General features: G+C 66.0%; 11 protein-coding genes. 6 read left to right on the forward strand and 5 right to left on the reverse strand.

The window, feature by feature from the left end:
- Positions 1-152: 152 nt before the first annotated feature.
- Positions 153-2,936 (reverse strand): helix-turn-helix transcriptional regulator, encoded by a 2,784-nt coding sequence (locus G6N37_RS05130; protein ID WP_163676818.1) that lies wholly within the window; start codon positions 2,934-2,936, stop codon positions 153-155.
- Positions 2,937-4,261: 1,325 nt separating this feature from the next.
- On the opposite strand from G6N37_RS05130, the gene G6N37_RS05135 reads away from it, so the two are divergent.
- Complete coding sequence (locus tag G6N37_RS05135) at positions 4,262-4,828, forward strand: hypothetical protein (protein WP_163676821.1); 567 nt, start codon at positions 4,262-4,264, stop codon at positions 4,826-4,828.
- Between the two features lie 98 nt (positions 4,829-4,926).
- Here the strand turns inward: G6N37_RS05135 and G6N37_RS05140 are convergent, their stop codons facing one another.
- Positions 4,927-5,625, reverse strand: coding sequence for a hypothetical protein (locus tag G6N37_RS05140; RefSeq protein ID WP_163676824.1), 699 nt, complete (start codon positions 5,623-5,625; stop codon positions 4,927-4,929).
- Between the two features lie 353 nt (positions 5,626-5,978).
- Here G6N37_RS05140 and G6N37_RS05145 point away from each other — a divergent pair, with 353 nt between their 5' ends.
- A complete protein-coding gene (locus G6N37_RS05145) occupies positions 5,979-6,950 on the forward strand; it encodes a CAP domain-containing protein (protein ID WP_163676826.1) in 972 nt (323 codons plus the stop codon).
- A 69-nt stretch (positions 6,951-7,019) separates the two neighbouring features.
- On the forward strand, positions 7,020-7,604 hold the full coding sequence (locus tag G6N37_RS05150) for a hypothetical protein (protein WP_163676829.1): 585 nt from the start codon (positions 7,020-7,022) through the stop codon (positions 7,602-7,604).
- Between the two features lie 74 nt (positions 7,605-7,678).
- Here the strand turns inward: G6N37_RS05150 and G6N37_RS05155 are convergent, their stop codons facing one another.
- Genes G6N37_RS05155 through G6N37_RS05165 form a run of 3 tightly spaced genes read right to left on the reverse strand, consistent with a single transcriptional unit; the run spans position 7,679 to position 13,548 of the window.
- A complete protein-coding gene (locus G6N37_RS05155; protein WP_163676830.1) occupies positions 7,679-7,966 on the reverse strand; it encodes a hypothetical protein in 288 nt (95 codons plus the stop codon).
- Between the two features lie 50 nt (positions 7,967-8,016).
- Entirely contained in the window at positions 8,017-10,773 is a 2,757-nt protein-coding gene (locus tag G6N37_RS05160) for a helix-turn-helix transcriptional regulator (RefSeq protein ID WP_163676833.1), read from the reverse strand.
- Positions 10,774-10,779: 6 nt separating this feature from the next.
- Positions 10,780-13,548, reverse strand: coding sequence for a helix-turn-helix transcriptional regulator (locus G6N37_RS05165; protein ID WP_163676836.1), 2,769 nt, complete (start codon positions 13,546-13,548; stop codon positions 10,780-10,782).
- A gap of 486 nt (positions 13,549-14,034) precedes the next feature.
- On the opposite strand from G6N37_RS05165, the gene G6N37_RS05170 reads away from it, so the two are divergent.
- The 3 genes from G6N37_RS05170 to ilvA all read left to right on the forward strand — a co-directional run bounded on the left by G6N37_RS05170 (position 14,035) and on the right by ilvA (position 16,664).
- On the forward strand, positions 14,035-14,781 hold the full coding sequence (locus G6N37_RS05170) for an MBL fold metallo-hydrolase (RefSeq protein ID WP_232075293.1): 747 nt from the start codon (positions 14,035-14,037) through the stop codon (positions 14,779-14,781).
- A 123-nt stretch (positions 14,782-14,904) separates the two neighbouring features.
- On the forward strand, positions 14,905-15,342 hold the full coding sequence (locus G6N37_RS05175; protein ID WP_163676838.1) for a nitroreductase family deazaflavin-dependent oxidoreductase: 438 nt from the start codon (positions 14,905-14,907) through the stop codon (positions 15,340-15,342).
- A 38-nt stretch (positions 15,343-15,380) separates the two neighbouring features.
- Positions 15,381-16,664, forward strand: coding sequence for a threonine ammonia-lyase (gene ilvA / locus G6N37_RS05180; RefSeq protein WP_163676841.1), 1,284 nt, complete (start codon positions 15,381-15,383; stop codon positions 16,662-16,664).
- Positions 16,665-16,673: the final 9 nt, after the last annotated feature.

A 16,673-nucleotide genomic window follows, 5' to 3' on the forward strand; every position in this document is an offset into this window, starting at 1 on the left:
GCATCCTCCAGTGCTGTTCACACGCTATGGCCGGTATGGCCACCGCCGAAATAGGGTGTTTCCCTACAAATACGAGATAGTGGCTTGCTGCGTGTGCATCGGAGGCTATCTCTAGGGGTAACTCCAATGCGCGGCAGCGGGTTCGGCGCACTTCAGGCCGGCGTTTGGCTCACATGCCGGGCCAGCTCGGCGCGGGACCGGATGTTGAGCTTGCGATACATCCGGGCCAGGTTGGCCTCCACCGTTTTTGGGCTGATGAACAGCGTGCTGGCAATGGCCCGGTTAGTCATCCCTTTGGCGACGAGTTCCGCTATGCGCCGTTCGGAAAGAGTCAGCCCATCGCCGGTCTGCAGCCGCAGGACGTTGGCGCACGCGAGGGCGGCGCGAGCCCGATTCGCCCACAGGGGCATACCCAGCTCTTCGAACGCATGCAGCGCGCCACGCAGGGTCGTGGCACTGACGTCCTTCATACGACGCCGACGTTGTAACTCACCGAGGAGAAGCTGGGTGCGGGCTTTCTCAAATGGCATTGCGAGGTCGTCATGGTACGTCAGTGCGCACTGCGCGAAGGCAATTGCAGCGTCTACATCGCCACGCGCCGAACACAGCAGGCTGCGGCAACGCGCGCCGACGGCCAAGGTCCATTTCCTGTCGAGGCGGCTACCATTGCGTTCCATCGCGTCCACCAATGGCGTCGCGTCGTCGAGGTGACCGACGGCGGTCAGCGCCTCGACGGCGTCGGGAACGAAAGCGGCCAAGATGATTTCGGTCTGCTCGGGCTTTGCCACCAGCCGGCGACACAAGCATTGCAGTGCACTTAGTGCGGCGCCATGATCACCCAACGACACCTCCAGGAAGCCGAGTGCGTTGATCGCCCAGTCGCCCAGCTGCTGTGAACCACACCGGACGCTGGCCGCCAATCCTTCGCTGATGTCACTGCGGGACTGGTGCTCTCGTCCTAGGTACGCACCGACCAGCCCCCTGATGATCAAGGCCATGGCGCGGGCGAAATCGCCGCCAAGCTGTGCGGCCCGTTCCACCATTTCTCCCGCGATCAGCTGGGCAGCGGTGATGTTTCCCAGCCATGTCTCGATCAGGGCAGCGTGGAACGCAAGGATGATCGCATCACTCTCTTCTCCGCGCTTGATACAGCCGCGTCGTATATCGACCATCCGGCGGCGACCCTCATCGAGCTGACCCGTCCACGCCAGGATCAGGGCCTGCTGCACGCGGGGACCAAACGCTAGCGGGACGTGGACCGCGGGATCGTCGCACTCCAGCGCGCGTCGCAGACCAATCTCGTCCACGCCGTCACCGCGCAGAAACGACAGCATGATGCGCATACCCAACGCCGCGCTGACGAGTTCGGGTTGCTCGAGACATGCCGCGGTGTTCACGGCGGTCTCGGCGATTCGCATGCCCTGATCGAGTTGACCGAGGTGCGCATACGAAAAGGCCAGAGTCAGCTGGACACGTGCGCGCAGCGCAAGGCTGGTCACGGCCTCATCGAGCGCCCGCTGAAGCAGGGACGCCGCTTCGGGAAAACTCTCGTGGTAAAGACCAACCATCGCCATCAGATGCAGCGCCTCGCAGCGGGCATTGCCGGGCGCCAGGGGGCCGATCGCGTCTTCGAGAAGCGTTTTAGCGCAAGCTAGCTCGCCGGCATCAAAGTGATGTTGGGCAGAGCGGACTCGGCGCCGCGGATCGCCACCGTCGAGACTGATCGCCAGATCGAGAAGCTCCGCGGCGGCGGCCGGCGCTCCACGGATGCGAGCAAGCTCGGCAGCGGCGTCCAGTGAACGCAGCGTCTGCACGTCGACGGTCGTTGCTCCCAGCGCCAAGTGGCGTGCGTGCATCTCAGGTTCGTCCTCGAGCTGGGCCAGGCGCCGGTGCATCGCACGACGTTGCGCCGGCGCTGCCGCGGACAACACACCATGGGCCAGCAGCGGCAGACTGAACTGTATACGGGGCCCGTGGATGACGATGACGCCTTCGGTTTCCGCCTCCTCGAGCAGCTCCAGGACAGCGTCTGCGTCGGCCCCCGTGGCATCGGCGATCAAGCTGACGGTCGGTGCACAGGCACAGGCCGCCGCGAGCAGAACCTCCCGTACCGCGGGGCCGAGGCGATTGATCCTGCGGCCGAGCTCTGCGCTTAGGCTTTTCGGCAGCGCAGCTACTCCGCCCGCCGAGTCGTCATCGACATGCCGCGCCAATTCCAATGCGTGGAAAGGGTTCCCGCGAGAAAGTTCATGTATTCGTTCCATCGTCGGGCGCGCGAAGGAGTGCTGCAGTCGCTGCAGGAACAACTCGTGCAATCCCGACAAGCTCATCGGTTGGATGGTGATGCGCCGCACCGCATCCGGACGGGACAATCTGAGCCACGACGCCGAACCGGGCGCCTTCCTGTCGGCAGGCTCCGTGGCCAGCACACTCACTCGCGACGATAACCTCCGGGCAGCGAAACCCAGCACCTGCCTGCTTGGGGCGTCAAGCCACTGGAGGTCGTCGATCGCGACCAGAACAGGCGCCTCCTCGCTGAGTCGTTCGACAAGCGCGAGAAACGCTGCCGCCAGCATGCGCCAGTGGGCGACCTCGTCGCCTACGAACGCGTGCGATAGCACACCCGTCAGTACGCGCTGCTGCGGATCCGGTAAATCAGGTCCTGGGCGCTCGACACCGCCGAGAAGGTCGGCGAGCCCGGCGTAGGAGAGCCCCGATTCCGCGGCCGCCGTTTGCGCTGCCAGCACCAGGAAGCCGCGCTCGCGGGCCTCAGCCAAAGCATTCAGCAAGAAGGTCGTCCTACCGATGCCCGCTTCCCCGTCGACGACCAGCAACGTGGGGCGCTGTGTTGCGGCGGTGAGGAACTCGTCGACCGCCTTGGCGTCGGACGGCCCGCTTGGGACACAGGTCACCGGCGCCACGATTAGGGGAGCCATCCGAAAGTAGTAGGGTGGGTCCCTCGACGGCGGCAATACGTGCCGTGGAATGGATCGACCGTGGTCGGTCTTCGCGGCAATGTGTTCCCCCTGGTGTCTGCGCACCAAGGGTGCGAGTAGTTCGAGCCCTCGGCGTTTTACCTATGCTCACCGACCGTAAAAAGTAGGGGAGTCCCGTTGCATCAGGGAAACCCCTACAGTTTCGCGGTTCCAAACCTCATGGTCGCTGGGCCCTTGCGCTCGAGGTTCGAAAGGGCGGCTTCTGCTGTCGCATCGATATGCGTCCATCCGACTCTTGTCTCACCGGTGACTGTCCGAGGGAAGTTCCGCGTTGTCGCGATCACGAGCCCGGCGGGCTCGTTACCACCGCACTCGGCGGCACTCCAATCTTGCTGCCTTGGGTAGACATTGGACTCGACTCGGCGATGAAATGCCACAACGCTCTTTCGCCTTCCGTACTGCTTGATATAGGGAAGCTCCCTATTTCTCCCCCGGCCTGCCGGCGATAACGTCGAGCAGTCGGAAATAGCTGGAGGCTAGAGGAGATCGTCCCTTGATGCCCGTTCACGCAGCACCGCAGGCAACACCCGCAGCGGAGGTCAACCGCGCCCCAGGTGCGGTTTGTCGCTGGGGCGCACGTCGCGCACTGACTCGAGGAGCCACCATGGTAAGAACCGTCAACCCGTCATGTTTGGCGACATTGATGGTGGCCGTGCTGACCGCGTGTGCAACCGTTTTCGGCGGGGCTCCCTCGCGGGCAGATCCGAATCTTCCCTACGGGCCCAACACATGCGTGCCGGGCCTGGTATGGCGGGAGGCGCGGGTCGGCGATGCTGTCTGTGTCCGCCCGGAAGACCGCACGCGCACAGCGCAAGAGAATGCCACGGCCGCTGACCGGCGCGATCCCAACGGCGCGTACGGGCCCCAAAGTTGTAAGCAGGGATCGGTGTGGCGGCAGGCCTTCGATGGTGACACCGTCTGCGTCACGCCGGACACACGGCGAGAAAACCTCGACTGGAATGCGTACCGTTGCGGCACCGTTGTTGGCGCACAACAGCATGCGGATTACTGTCCCCCGTACCCGCCGCCGCCCAACGACCTCAGGTAGTTCCGTGCTTTCCTCGCATTACGGCGATATATCCACTTACCAACCACGAGATTGGCTGGCACATCACGCCGCGCGAATTGGTGGCAGCCGACGATGCGATGAGCCGGCTCGCCGAAACTGTAGTAAAACACCTGATTCGTCACCCACCTCCGCCCAGATAGCGTCATTCGTACCCACTCAAGGGTGATCCACTCCTCCTGCCGAACAGGGACCAATCATGAGGCCACATAAACTCGTTGCCGCAGCGGGGACGTTCGCTGCGGCCCTGCTGACGTCCACCCCAGGAATGCCGCAAGCCTTTGCCTCCGAGTCGGGGGACCTGTGGAACATGATCAATGACGCGCATGTCGCGGCGGGCTGCCACAAGTACGACAACGCGGCTCCACTTGCTGCAGTGGCGTTGCACCTCGCGCAGGCGATGGTGGCCAACAACGGGGCAAAGAACGCCCCGGGCGGCTTCGCGCCGACCACCGAGAACCTGCTCAACCAACAAGGTTATTTCCCAACCTCAATAGGCGAAATGGACAACTGGGACAACGTCGACCCACGCAATATCCAGTCTGTGGCACCGTACAACGGGCGCCCGCCCGCGGGCAGCATCAAAGATCAGGTTGCGATGGAGTTCTGGCAAAGCCATGAGACAAAAGCCCTTTTCCCGAACTGCGGTATGCAGCAGATGGAAGTTGCCGTGTGGGAGAACGGCAACAAATGGGCCGCAGTGGCCTTGATGGCGACACCGGGTCCGACGCCGGGTCCGCTCCCACCGCAGAATCAGCCGCATTAGTCCGGACGGCGGGCGGCTGACGCCCGACGAGCCGCGCAAAAAACAGAACCTGCCTCCTGAAACGACCGCATCCTCAGGTCTTGCGAATATCCCGCCACTCACTGGTCGCAAACGAACTTGCCGACCGCGTCCCAGTTGCCGCTGTGGACATTTGAGTTGTTGGGGGGCCCGAAATCCTCGTAGCCGCCGCGCGCGCTGCCGTCGGGGTATATATGACCCGCATAGGTGCTGTTCCAGCCGTTGCTCCAGTTAACGCTGAAACCGATGTCGCTGCCGTTGATACCGCGGGACCGGCCGATCGTTCCCTTGACTTCGGGTCCACCGTGACCCTCGAAACTGGCCTGGCCGGTTAAGGACGTGTACGCGAACACCTTGTAACCGTTGTCCTCCGCGAGGATGAGTTCGTCGGTGACTCCGCGCCATTTCTGGCACGCGCCGCCGGTCACCGTGCGGGAGGCGGCGGCTTGGTTGTCGGCAGCCGCCTGATCGCGTACGTCGGGTGTCACGCAAACCGCGTCGCCAGGATAGGCGTTGCGCCAAACGAAGCCTGCTTTGCAGACGTTGCCATTGCCGGCCTGGACGTTTTGCGCCGCGGCGGCGTTTTGCTGTTCGGTCTTGTCCCTGATCTCTGGGGTGACGCAGACCGCGTCTCCCGGACGAGCGGCCCTCCAGACGTATCCAGGTTTGCACGCCGGAGCCGGCGGCTCGGCGGTTGCGGCCGGTACTGCAGCGAGCCCTGTCACGCCTGCAAGGGTGATCGTGCACAACGCCGCGCGCAGCATGGGTTTGGTTGACATGGCGGCCCTTTCGACTACGCACGGGTTCGACAGCGTTCGGTCCCACGCTAGGCGTAACCAGACAGAGGGTGATATCGGTAATTTCCCTATGCTGTGTTGTCGCGCGCGTGCGGGGCCTGGCCGCCGGGGGAGCCACTCCGGATAGCTGCGCCGCCGTAGTCTGCCAGAGGTAGCTGAGCCCTAAATGGTTGCGCGCATTGTGTACTCGCCTGCCTGCCGTGGCCAGTGCGGGGCATTAGTTCAACGGCGCTCAGAGACGCAGACTTCCGAATTTGTAGGGAAATCACTTATTTCGCTCCGACTCGGCCGGCCGTAGCGTCGATTCGTAGGAAGACGGAGAGGAGCCCCTTCTCGTGGCCAATCATACCTTCGCGCCCGTGGCGCGGTTTAGCGAGCGCCCTCGCTTACCCGTATTGCCTTTGTGCGCAGTCGCGCTCATCGTCCTGGGCGGGCTGAGCCTTCCACCGGTGGCCTCGGCAGATCAGGGCTGCATTCCCAATAACCAGGCCGGCATGGTGCCGCGCAACGCCCGACAGGGCGACAACGTCTGTGTGCCACCGAACATCGCCAAGACAGTCCAAGACGAAAACGCTGCCGCGGCCAAGGGTGTGGGCTACGTGCCCGGTGGCGGCGCCTATGGGCCTAAAACGTGTACCTCGGGTTTGGTGTGGCGCGAGGCATTCGATGGCGACGGGGTGTGCGTCAGTCCGCCACGGCGACAAGAAACCTGGCAGGAAAACGCCAACGCCGGTGTCGGCAACACCGGCGGGCTCAAGCCACAGCCCGGCTTCAACCCCGGCGGCGCCCCGGCAGCCCAGGGTAGCGGCGGGCCCGATGCGGCATTGCTTGCGGCGGTCAACGACGCCCGGGTGAACCCCGCCAAGTACCCGCCTGACCCCACGGATCCCAACACCGGCAAGCCATGGGACACCTCGGGCGCCTCAACGAAGGCTTGCCCGAAGCCTTTTGCCGACTCGGGGGCCTTGGATAACACGGCCGCGACGCACAACGGCTTCATCGCCACCATGGATGGGAGCTTGGTCAACCAAGACCACAACATGCACAAGACCGCGAGCGGTGGCCTGGCATACGATCAGGGCGGGCCCATCACGCAGGCCGGGTACGCGAACACCGGGGAGATTGTTGCCATCGGGCAATCGTCCGAAGCCGCCGCCTTGAAGTTCTGGATGCAAGACGACGGCGGCGCCAACAACTGGGGTCACCGCAACCTGATCTTGAACTGTGGTCTCACCGACGCCGGCGCGGCGCACTTCGTGGGCGGTCCCGACAGACACTACTGGACCGTCGACATGGGCTCCCACTAACCACACCAGCTTGGGGTGCGGCCGGCGACCCACGCGACACCGACGATGTGGGGCAACAAGGAGGATCCTGTGCAACAGCAAGACATCTCGGCAACCGCGACATCGAGGCCGCGTCCGATCGCGAACTTAGTCCGTGGTCCGGTCGCCTTCCTCGCCGTCGCGGCGGTATGGTCCGTCACCTCTGCGTGCGGATCCAACGCCACCACCGCGACCTCGAGTGGTCCAGGCGGATCGCAGTCGGCGGTCGCTGCCTCACCACACAATGGGAAGCGCATCGATGCCTGCTCGATGATTTCGCCGCAGGACGTCTCGTCGCTGCTCGGAGTCTCGGTGGCTGGAGTGTCGACGGGCAAGGAGCCCGACATGGGCGACTGTACGTGGACGAATACGTCGACCGAGGAATCGGTTTCACTGACCATCAGCAATCCCGGCACCGCCCTCAACAACAGGCTTCCGCCGCCCGCGCCCGGTTTCCCCGATCCGACGGTCCCCGGGCCGGACGGCATGCGCTACCTGGGCGGCGGCGGCGTGGAGTTTGCGGCCGGTGACCGCACGAACACCGTCCAAGTCGCCGTGCTAAGGCTATCCGCAGGCGAAGCCAATGCGGCGGCCGTGAACCTGGCGCGCAAAATCACTCCGCTGGTCCCACGGTAATCGCCGGCTACCGATCATCGACCGGATGCGATGCCGGCGATTGGTGGTTGTGAACGGCATTGCACAGCAACGGGTCAGGGTGATACCCACCCGACTGCGGCGCTGATCCGTTCCGGGGGAGCGCCGGCGTCGTGGCAGACCTGTGCAACAAGCTCGGCCGACTCGGCGGCAAAGACCCCGAACGCGTAATCGTCTGTTGGCACGGCCATCGCCGTCAGCAGCCGAACCTGTTTCCCATTACTGGCCAAGTCTGTGGCACGGCTGTTCAGACGATCGGCGGTCTCGCCGATCGAGGTAGCGCACGACTGCGAGCCGTACCACTCGACAAGAAACCGCTTTGCGTCTGCCTCGACGGCCACCATCGTGACCACGGTACAGCTGCGCGCGTTTGGCGACATCAGGGTTTTCCCTACTACATATCGGATTCAAATCTCCAGGCGTGGACTGTTCCTGATAGCTGCGTGCGGGAGCGGATGTTGAGTTTGCGGTAGACGCGGCTGAGGTTGACTTCGACTGTTTTGGGGCTGATGAACAGTGCTGCGGCGATGTCGCGGTTGGTCATGCCGGCAAGGGCCAGCTCGGCGACGCGTTGCTCGGAGGGGGTTAGTCCCTGGGCTCGGCGTCGGCCCGAGGTGCCTCGCGCCAGCTCGGCCTTGGCCCGATCGGCCCATAATGTGGTGCCGAGCCGTTCGAAGGTGGCCAGCGCTTCGCGAAATGTCGCCTGTGCGGCGTCGCGCCGGCGTTGACGACGTTGTAGCTGACCGAGCAGCAATAGGGTTCGGGCGCGTTCGAAGGGCATGGGCAGGCGCTCGTGTTCGGTCATGGCGCGCTCGGCGGCGTCGGTGGCCGCGGTCAGGTCACCGCGCGCGGCGAGCAGCATCGCGCGACAGCGCGCGCCCACGGCGAGCATCCAGGCGCGGTCGAGCCGACGGCCGTTGCGCTCCAGGGCATCGATCAACGGCTCGGCGTCATCGCAACGGTCAAGACCGATCAGCGCCTCGGCGGCATCGGGAATGAAAGAGGCGGCAACGATCTCGGACGAACCTGGGACCGCCTCAAAAGCCTCGAGCAACGGCTGCAGCGTGTCAAGCGCCGCTTTGGAATTGCCGAGCGACAGCTCCAGGAAGCCCAACGCGGTGATGGCCCACTGGGCCAGCCGGAACGTACCGCTGCGGCGGCTGGCTGCCAGCGCATCCGTGACGTCGCGTCGGGCCTCGGCCTCACGACCGGCATAAGCGCCGAGCCACCCCCGTGCGATCAGGGCGGATATGACCGCTAGATCGCGACCGACTTGCAGCCCAATCTCCATGGTGTCCTCGGCCGCTAGATTGGCCTCGGCGAAGTTGCCGCGCCAGCATTCGACGAGGACACGGTGAAAGGTAAGAATGCTCAATTCACCTTCATCGCCGTTTTCCATGGCATCCCGCCGGATTGACCGCATCTCCGCGCTAGCGCGTTCGAGCTGGCCGGTGAACGCCAACAGCAACGCGTTTTGAACTTTCGGCCGAAAAGGCATCGGCACGTAGAATTCGTTGTCGGCCAACTCAAGTGCGGTTTGCATGCTTTCTTCGTCGAAACCATCGCCGGCGAGGAAGTCCATCAACACACGCATGCTCAGCGCCTGGCTCAAGGGATGCGGCTCCCCAAGCTGGCGGGCGCACCCGACGGCGTCGTGGGCGGTAGCCACAGCTTCGTCGAGGCGACCCGCGTTGAACAGCGCCCACGACAACATGACTAACACGGGGACCCGCAAATTGAGTTCGTCGCCCACTTCGCTGAGCGCGCGTTGTAACAGATCAGCTGCCTCGAGGTAGCCTTCGTCGTACAGGCGGACGACCGCGAGCAAACTGACGGCTTCGGCCCGCAGACGTCCGGGCGCCAATTGTTGGATGCACTTTTCGAGCAGCTGGCGCGCGCGTTGATGATCGCCGGCGAAGAAATAGCTTTGGGCACAACTGATCCGGCGTTCAGGAGTATCTCCGCCCAGAGCGATTGCAAGTTCAAGCAGCTCGGCGGCAGCCGCGGGGGCGCCCCTACTACGGGCGGTTTCGGCGGCAGTGTCGAGGGCCTCCATGGTCTGCGGCTCGCCGCTGGTATCGGACAGGGCGAGGTGCCGCGCCCGTAGTTCCGGTTCGGTGACAACCTCGGCAAGGCGCCGGTGCATCGCTCTGCGGCGTCGCGGCGGTGCGCCGCTGTACACGCCGTGGGCGAGTACCGGGTGAGTGAACCGGAGGCGGTTGCCGTCGATAACTACGACCGACTGAGTTTCGGCCTCGCCGAGCAATTCGACGACGCGGTCCGGCGCGGTGTCAATCGCTTGGGCGACCATCTGCACCGTCGGATCGGGGAGGCTGGCCATCGCAAGCAGCGCGTCCCCGGCGGCTCCGCTCACCCGACCGATCCTCGAGCTCACCAGTTCGCCGAGGCTGCCGGGCAAGCTCAAGGCGGTGGTGCGACGATCGTTTTCGAGTTCGCGGGCCAGTTCTAATCCGAAAAACGGGTTCCCGCCGGAGATTTCGTGAATCCGTAACAACATCGGACGCGCTTGCGAGCTACCCAGCCGAAGCGTGAGGAGCTGGTGTAGTTCGCCGACTGTCAATGGCTGCAGCCGGATTCGGCGGGTCGCGTCCGGACCTTGGAGCTGTACCCGCGGCGCGGCCTCATCGGTTCGTAGCGTGCACAACAACGCCGCTCCCGGCGGAAGTCTGCGCGCTGCGAACGATATGACGTTGGCGCTGGAGGTATCCAGCCACTGCAGGTCGTCGATCGCGACAATGACCGGGCCCTGGGTGGCGAGCTGGTCGAGGACGGCCACGAAAGCCGCTGCCACCGCGCGCGCATCGGTGTCCTGAGTGTCGCGGCGACGCAAAAGGGCGGCGTCCAAGCCGTGTCGCTGTGGCTCTGGTCGCTCTGCCCATATGGCCGGATCGACATCGCTGAGCAGGTCGGCCAGCGTGGTGTAGGCCAGGACCGATTCGGCGGCGGCGGCGCGGCCCGTGAGGACACGGAAGGCGCGCTCGCGGGCCCGGTCTACAGCATCGAGCCAGAGGGTCGTCTTACCAATGCCGGGCTCGCCCTCGATGATCAAAGCGGACGGTGCGCGCAGCGCCGAGTCAAGGAAGTCGACGAGGGCCCGCTCCTCGGCCTGTCGGCCTACGATTCGTTCCACCGGTTCCTACTTTGTGGGTGATTCGTATTGGTTGGCGGGCGCCAGTGCGCGGTAGAGCTCCATGCGGGAGCGGATGTTGAGTTTGCGGTAGATGCGGCTGAGGTTGACTTCGACTGTTTTGGGGCTGATGAACAGTGCTGCGGCGATGTCGCGGTTGGTCATGCCGGCAAGGGCCAGCTCGGCGACGCGTTGCTCGGAGGGGGTTAGTCCCTGGGCTCGGCGTCGGCCCGAGGTGCCTCGCGCCAGCTCGGCCTTGGCCCGATCGGCCCATAATGTGGTGCCGAGCCGTTCGAAGGTGGCCAGCGCTTCGCGAAATGTCGCCTGTGCGGCGTCGCGCCGGCGTTGACGACGTTGTAGCTGACCGAGCAGCAATAGGGTTCGGGCGCGTTCGAAGGGCATGGGCAGGCGCTCGTGTTCGGTCATGGCGCGCTCGGCGGCGTCGGTGGCCGCGGTCAGGTCACCGCGCGCGGCGAGCAGCATCGCGCGACAGCGCGCGCCCACGGCGAGCATCCAGGCGCGGTCGAGCCGACGGCCGTTGCGCTCCAGGGCATCGATCAACGGCTCGGCGTCATCGCAACGGTCAAGACCGATCAGCGCCTCGGCGGCATCGGGAATGAAAGAGGCCGAAATGATCTCCGTGGCATCTGGGAAGATCTGCAACAGCCGCAACAGCGGTTCGAGAGTGTTGACCGCCGCTTGGTAGTCACCACATGACAGCTCTACGAAACCGCCCAGGGTGGCGGGCCATTCGGCCAACCGCATGGAGCCACACCGTTGCGCGGCCGCGATCGCGTCGCGGAGATCACGGCGGGCGTCGTCGACGCGGCCGCCGTAGGCGGCGGCGGCGGCCCGAATCGTCAGCGCGATGAACAGTGGGAAGTCACCGCCGAGTTGCGCCGCGCGCTCCGTCGTTTCGTCGGCTATCAGCGCCGCGCTTTTCAGGTCACCGCGCCAGATATCGATCAGCGCGAGCTGGAACGCGGTGAAGATCAGCTCGCCTTCCTCGCCTAGGGTGATACAGCGTTGGCTCACAGCCGCCATCTCTTCGCGGGCGGCTTCGAGCCCACCCGTCCACGCGCGCAGCAGCGTCATCTGCACGCTGGGGCGAAAGGCTAAGGGGACGTACCGGTCTCGCTCCTCCAAGTCGACGGCGCGTTGTAAGGCCCGCTCGTCGAAGCCGCGTCCTCCCATGAAATCCATCATCGCGCGCATTCCCAAGGCGGGGCTGAGTAGCGCGGCGATATTCAGGCGTTCGGCTTCGGCGACGGCCTGCTCGACGCGCTGGTACGCCTCATCGGGTCTTCCGGCGTTGAGCAACGCGAATGACAAGGTGATCAGGATGCGTACCCGCACCCCTGGATCGCCGGCGCTATCGAGCAACCCGGCTTCGAGTAGCTCTGCCGCATCCAGGAAGCTGTCGTCGTATAGGCGCACCAGCCCGAGCTGAAGCAAAGCCTCCGCGCGCATCGACCCGGCCGGCAGCTCTGCGACGACTTCGTCAAGGACCTGCCTGGCGTGCGCGGGATCACTTGCATCGAAATAGTATGTAGCACAACGAATTCGCCGATCTGGTTCGTCGGCACCGAGGCCTATGGCCAGCTCCAGCAGTTCGGCGGCGGCGGCGGGCGCTCCTCTGCCGCGCGCTATCTCCGCGGCGGCGTCCAGTGCTGCTATGGTCTGCTGCTCGCCGGTGGTATCCGATAACGCGAGGTGGCGTGCGCGCAGCTCGGGTTCGCTGACGAGTTCGGCCAGGCGCCGGTGCATGGCATGGCGGCGGCGCGGCGGGGCCCCGTTGTACACACCGTGCGCCAAGACTGGGTGGGTGAAACGGAGTCGGTTTCCGTCGATGGTCACCACCCCCTGCGTTTCGGCCTCGCCGAGCGCCTCTACCAGACGATCCGGCTTGGTCTTGGTCGCCTCGGCTACCAGCTGCACCGTCGGGTTGGGAAGGCTGGCCATCGCAAGCATCGCGTCTTTGGCTCCTGGGGCGAGTCGGCTGATCCGCGAACTCACCAGGTCGTCGAGGCTGCTCGGCAAGGTCAACTCGGTGGTGCGGGCATGGGCGCCGACTTCGCGCGCCAACTCCAACGCGAAAAATGGGTTGCCGCCTGATATTTCGTGAATGCGTAGCAGCGTAGGACGACCCAGCGAAAGCCCCAGACGCAGCAGGAGGACCTCGCGCAATTCACCGACTGTCAACGGCTGTACCCGGATTCGGCTGACGGCGTCGGGACTGGGCAAGTGCAATCGCGTTGCGGCGTCTTCGGTCCGTGTTGTGCACAACAACGCGGCACCAACCGGAAGCCTTCGCGCGGCGAACGCTATGCCGTTGGCACTGGAGGTGTCCAGCCACTGCAGATCGTCGATGGCGATCAGCACCGGACCGCCCGCAGCGAGCCGGTCGATGACGGCGAGAAAACCCGCCGCTACCGCCCTCGGGTCGGTGTCGTGCGGGCGGGCGTGGCGGCGCAACAGTGCGGCGTCCAAGCCCTGCCGCTGCGGGGTGGGCAGGTCCGCCCATACCGAGTCATCGACGTCGCTGAGCAGATCGGCCAACGCCGTGTAGGCCAGCACCGACTCGGCGGCGGTACTGCGGGTGGTGAGCACGCGGAAGCCGCGGTCGCGGGCCCGCATGACCACATCCAGCCACAGTGTCGTCTTGCCGATGCCCGGGTCGCCCTCCACGACCAGAGCACATGGCTGGCGGGGCGCGGAGTCGAGGAAGTCGACGAGGGCGTGCTGTTCCGCCTTTCGGCTAACGATTCGCTCTGACATCGTCGGTCCGCGTCCTTAGGCAGCAATGGGTCTCACGCGGAAGGCCGTGGCGCGGGGCGCCCGGCTTGCGTAGTAGCGCTTGAGGATTGTTGCCCACGTGCACGCGCGGGCGTCGCCGGTCAGCCGGTCGGCTGCGCGCTGCGTCCATGGATGCATGAACGCGACCGCTGGGCGGTGCGTACGCGGCTCGCCGGATTGGTAGCCGGCCGGACCGGCAAGGACGTGCTGCCGTCGCGGCTTATCGAGCCACAAGCGCCACCTGACCTGGCTTCCGCGCAGAGTGGGCACGGGTAAACGGTACACATACTGCCCGCGCCCGGCATGCTTCCGTAAGCGGACGGGCCAAACTCCTGCTGGCGCAACCTGGATGTCGGGCGGCGCCGCGATTTCGCCGACGAGATCGCGACGGCCGTCCGCCGGGTCAACACCATCGCGGCGCTGGCCGGGGCGCGGTAGGCGGCTTCCTGCCGGCGTAGCGTCCTATGGGTGGGCCTGGTAATAGAGGCGATGCCCGAGCTTGGCGTCACCCGGATTTCGCGGTGGGTCTTCAACTGCTACGTGATCCACAACAATGGCGACGCTATCGTCGTCGACGCCGGATTGCCCACTGCCGCAGCCGATGTGGCACCGGTGCTGGACCGGCTCGGCGGGCGTGTCCGCGCGATCGTGGCCACCCACGGCCACAGTGATCACGTGGCCGGAGCCGCCGGTGTTGCGGCTCAGTATGAGGCGCCGATTCACCTGCCGGCGGTGACGATGAAGTATCTCGAGGGGCAGCGGCCGCGCACGCCCAGCGCGGCCCGTGTCGCCCGCATCTGGCCCACACTGATCGACCAGCCGCCGGACCGGATCGGCGTGGCGGGGCTGCTTTCGGGTGCCCGCTCTGCCGGATACGGCACCGCCGCCGGGATGCGATGGTCCGGTCCAGCACCGGCCGGCGCGCTCGCCGATGCGAAACCATTGCCCGGCGCCCCCGAGTGGCTGATCCTGGCCACCCCCGGCCACACCGACGACAGCGTCGCGTTCTGGAACCCGCTGAGCCGCACCCTGATAGCGGGTGACGCCGTCCTGAGCGCCCGGGGGCGGGTGTGGCACACGCCCGAGACGGTGGACGACGCCGCCGCCCGGCGCACCCGTGAGCGGTTGGAGAAACTCCCCGTCGCGCACCTGCTGCCCGGCCACGGCCGGACGGTGCACGCAGGCACGACGGTGTGGGACGGGCAACGCCGGTAACCGTCGACAATCCCATTCCGCCGCAGGACTTGTGGGCGATCACCCCGCGCGCGTCTGTGAGCGGTGCTCGCGCGCTGCCTGACGGGCCCCGCGCCCCGAGGCCGGCGGCATAGAGTTGGTGGCATGCCACTTTCAGGGGAATACGCGCCGAGTCCATGGGATTGGGCCCGCGAGCAGGCGGAGAAGTACGAGCAGTCCGGCGGGACCGAAGCCACGGACATGAAGGGCAAGCCCATCATCGTGCTGACGACGGTGGGGGCCAAGACCGGCAAGCTCCGCAAGACCCCGCTGATGCGGGTCGAGCAGGACGGCGAGTACGCGATCGTCGCCTCCCTCGGCGGGGCCCCGAAGCATCCCGTCTGGTACCACAACGTCGTCAAGAACCCCCGGGTCGAGCTGCAGGACGGCGCCACCACCCGCGAATACGACGCCCGCGAGGTGTTCGGCGACGAGAAGGCGGTGTGGTGGGAGCGCGCGGTCGAAGCCTGGCCCGACTACGCCGAATACCAGAAGAAGACGGACCGGCAGATCCCGGTGTTCGTGCTGACCCCGGTCGGCTGAATTCCGGAGTTGGCGGCCGGGCATGGCACCATTGACCAGTGTCCGCCGAACTGAGCCAGAGCCCGAGCGTCTCGCCCCTTTCCGGGGCTGACATCGACGGCGCGGCCGAGCGGATCGCCGCGGTGGTCACGCCGACCCCGCTGCAATGGTGTGACCGGCTGTCGGCGATCACCGGCGCGAACGTCTACCTCAAGCGCGAAGACCTGCAGGTGGTGCGCTCCTACAAGCTGCGCGGGGCCTACAACCTGCTGGTGCAGTTGTCCGATGAGGAGCTGGCCGCGGGCGTGGTGTGCTCGTCGGCGGGCAACCACGCGCAGGGTTTCGCCTACGCGTGCCGGACGCTCGGGGTGCACGGCCGCGTGTATGTGCCCGCCAAGACGCCGCAGCAAAAGCGGGACCGCATCCGCTACCACGGCGGGGAGTTCATCGAACTGATCGTGGGCGGAACGACCTATGACCTGGCCGCCGAGGCCGCGCTGGCCGATGTCGAGCGCACCGGCGCCACGCTCGTGCCGCCGTATGACGATCTGCGCACCATCGCCGGTCAGGGCACCATCGCCGTCGAGGTGCTCGACCAACTGGATAACGAGCCGGACCTGGTGGTGGTCCCCGTGGGCGGGGGTGGGTGCATCGCCGGCATCACCACCTACCTGGCCGAGCGGACGACGAACACGTCGGTGCTGGGCGTCGAACCGGCCGGGGCCGCGGCGATGATGGCCGCGCTGGCCGCCGGCAAGCCGGTGACGCTGGACCACGTCGACCAGTTCGTCGACGGCGCCGCCGTGCGGCGCGCGGGCACGCTGACCTACGCCGCGCTGGCGGCCGCCGGTGACATGGTCTCGATCACCGCGACCGACGAGGGTGCGGTGTGCACCGCGATGCTGGACCTCTATCAGAACGAGGGCATCATCGCCGAGCCCGCGGGCGCGCTATCGGTCGCGGGGCTCCTGGAGGCCGACGTCGAGCCCGGCTCCACCGTGGTGTGCCTCATCTCCGGCGGCAACAACGACGTGTCGCGCTACGGCGAGGTGCTGGAGCGCTCGCTGGTCCACCTCGGTCTCAAGCACTACTTCTTGGTGGACTTCCCGCAGGAACCCGGTGCGCTGCGCCGGTTCCTCGACGAGGTGCTGGGTCCCGACGACGACATCACCTTGTTCGAGTACATCAAGCGCAACAACCGCGAGACCGGCGAGGCGCTGGTGGGCATCCAGTTGGCGTCGTCGGCCGATCTGGACGGCCTGCTGGCGCGGATGCGGGCGACCGAGCTGCACGTCGAACGCCTCGAGCCTGGCTCGCCGGCGTACCGCTACCTGCTGTTCTAGCCCGGGCCG

Source organism: Mycobacterium seoulense, assembly GCF_010731595.1.
GTDB lineage: Bacteria > Actinomycetota > Actinomycetes > Mycobacteriales > Mycobacteriaceae > Mycobacterium > Mycobacterium seoulense.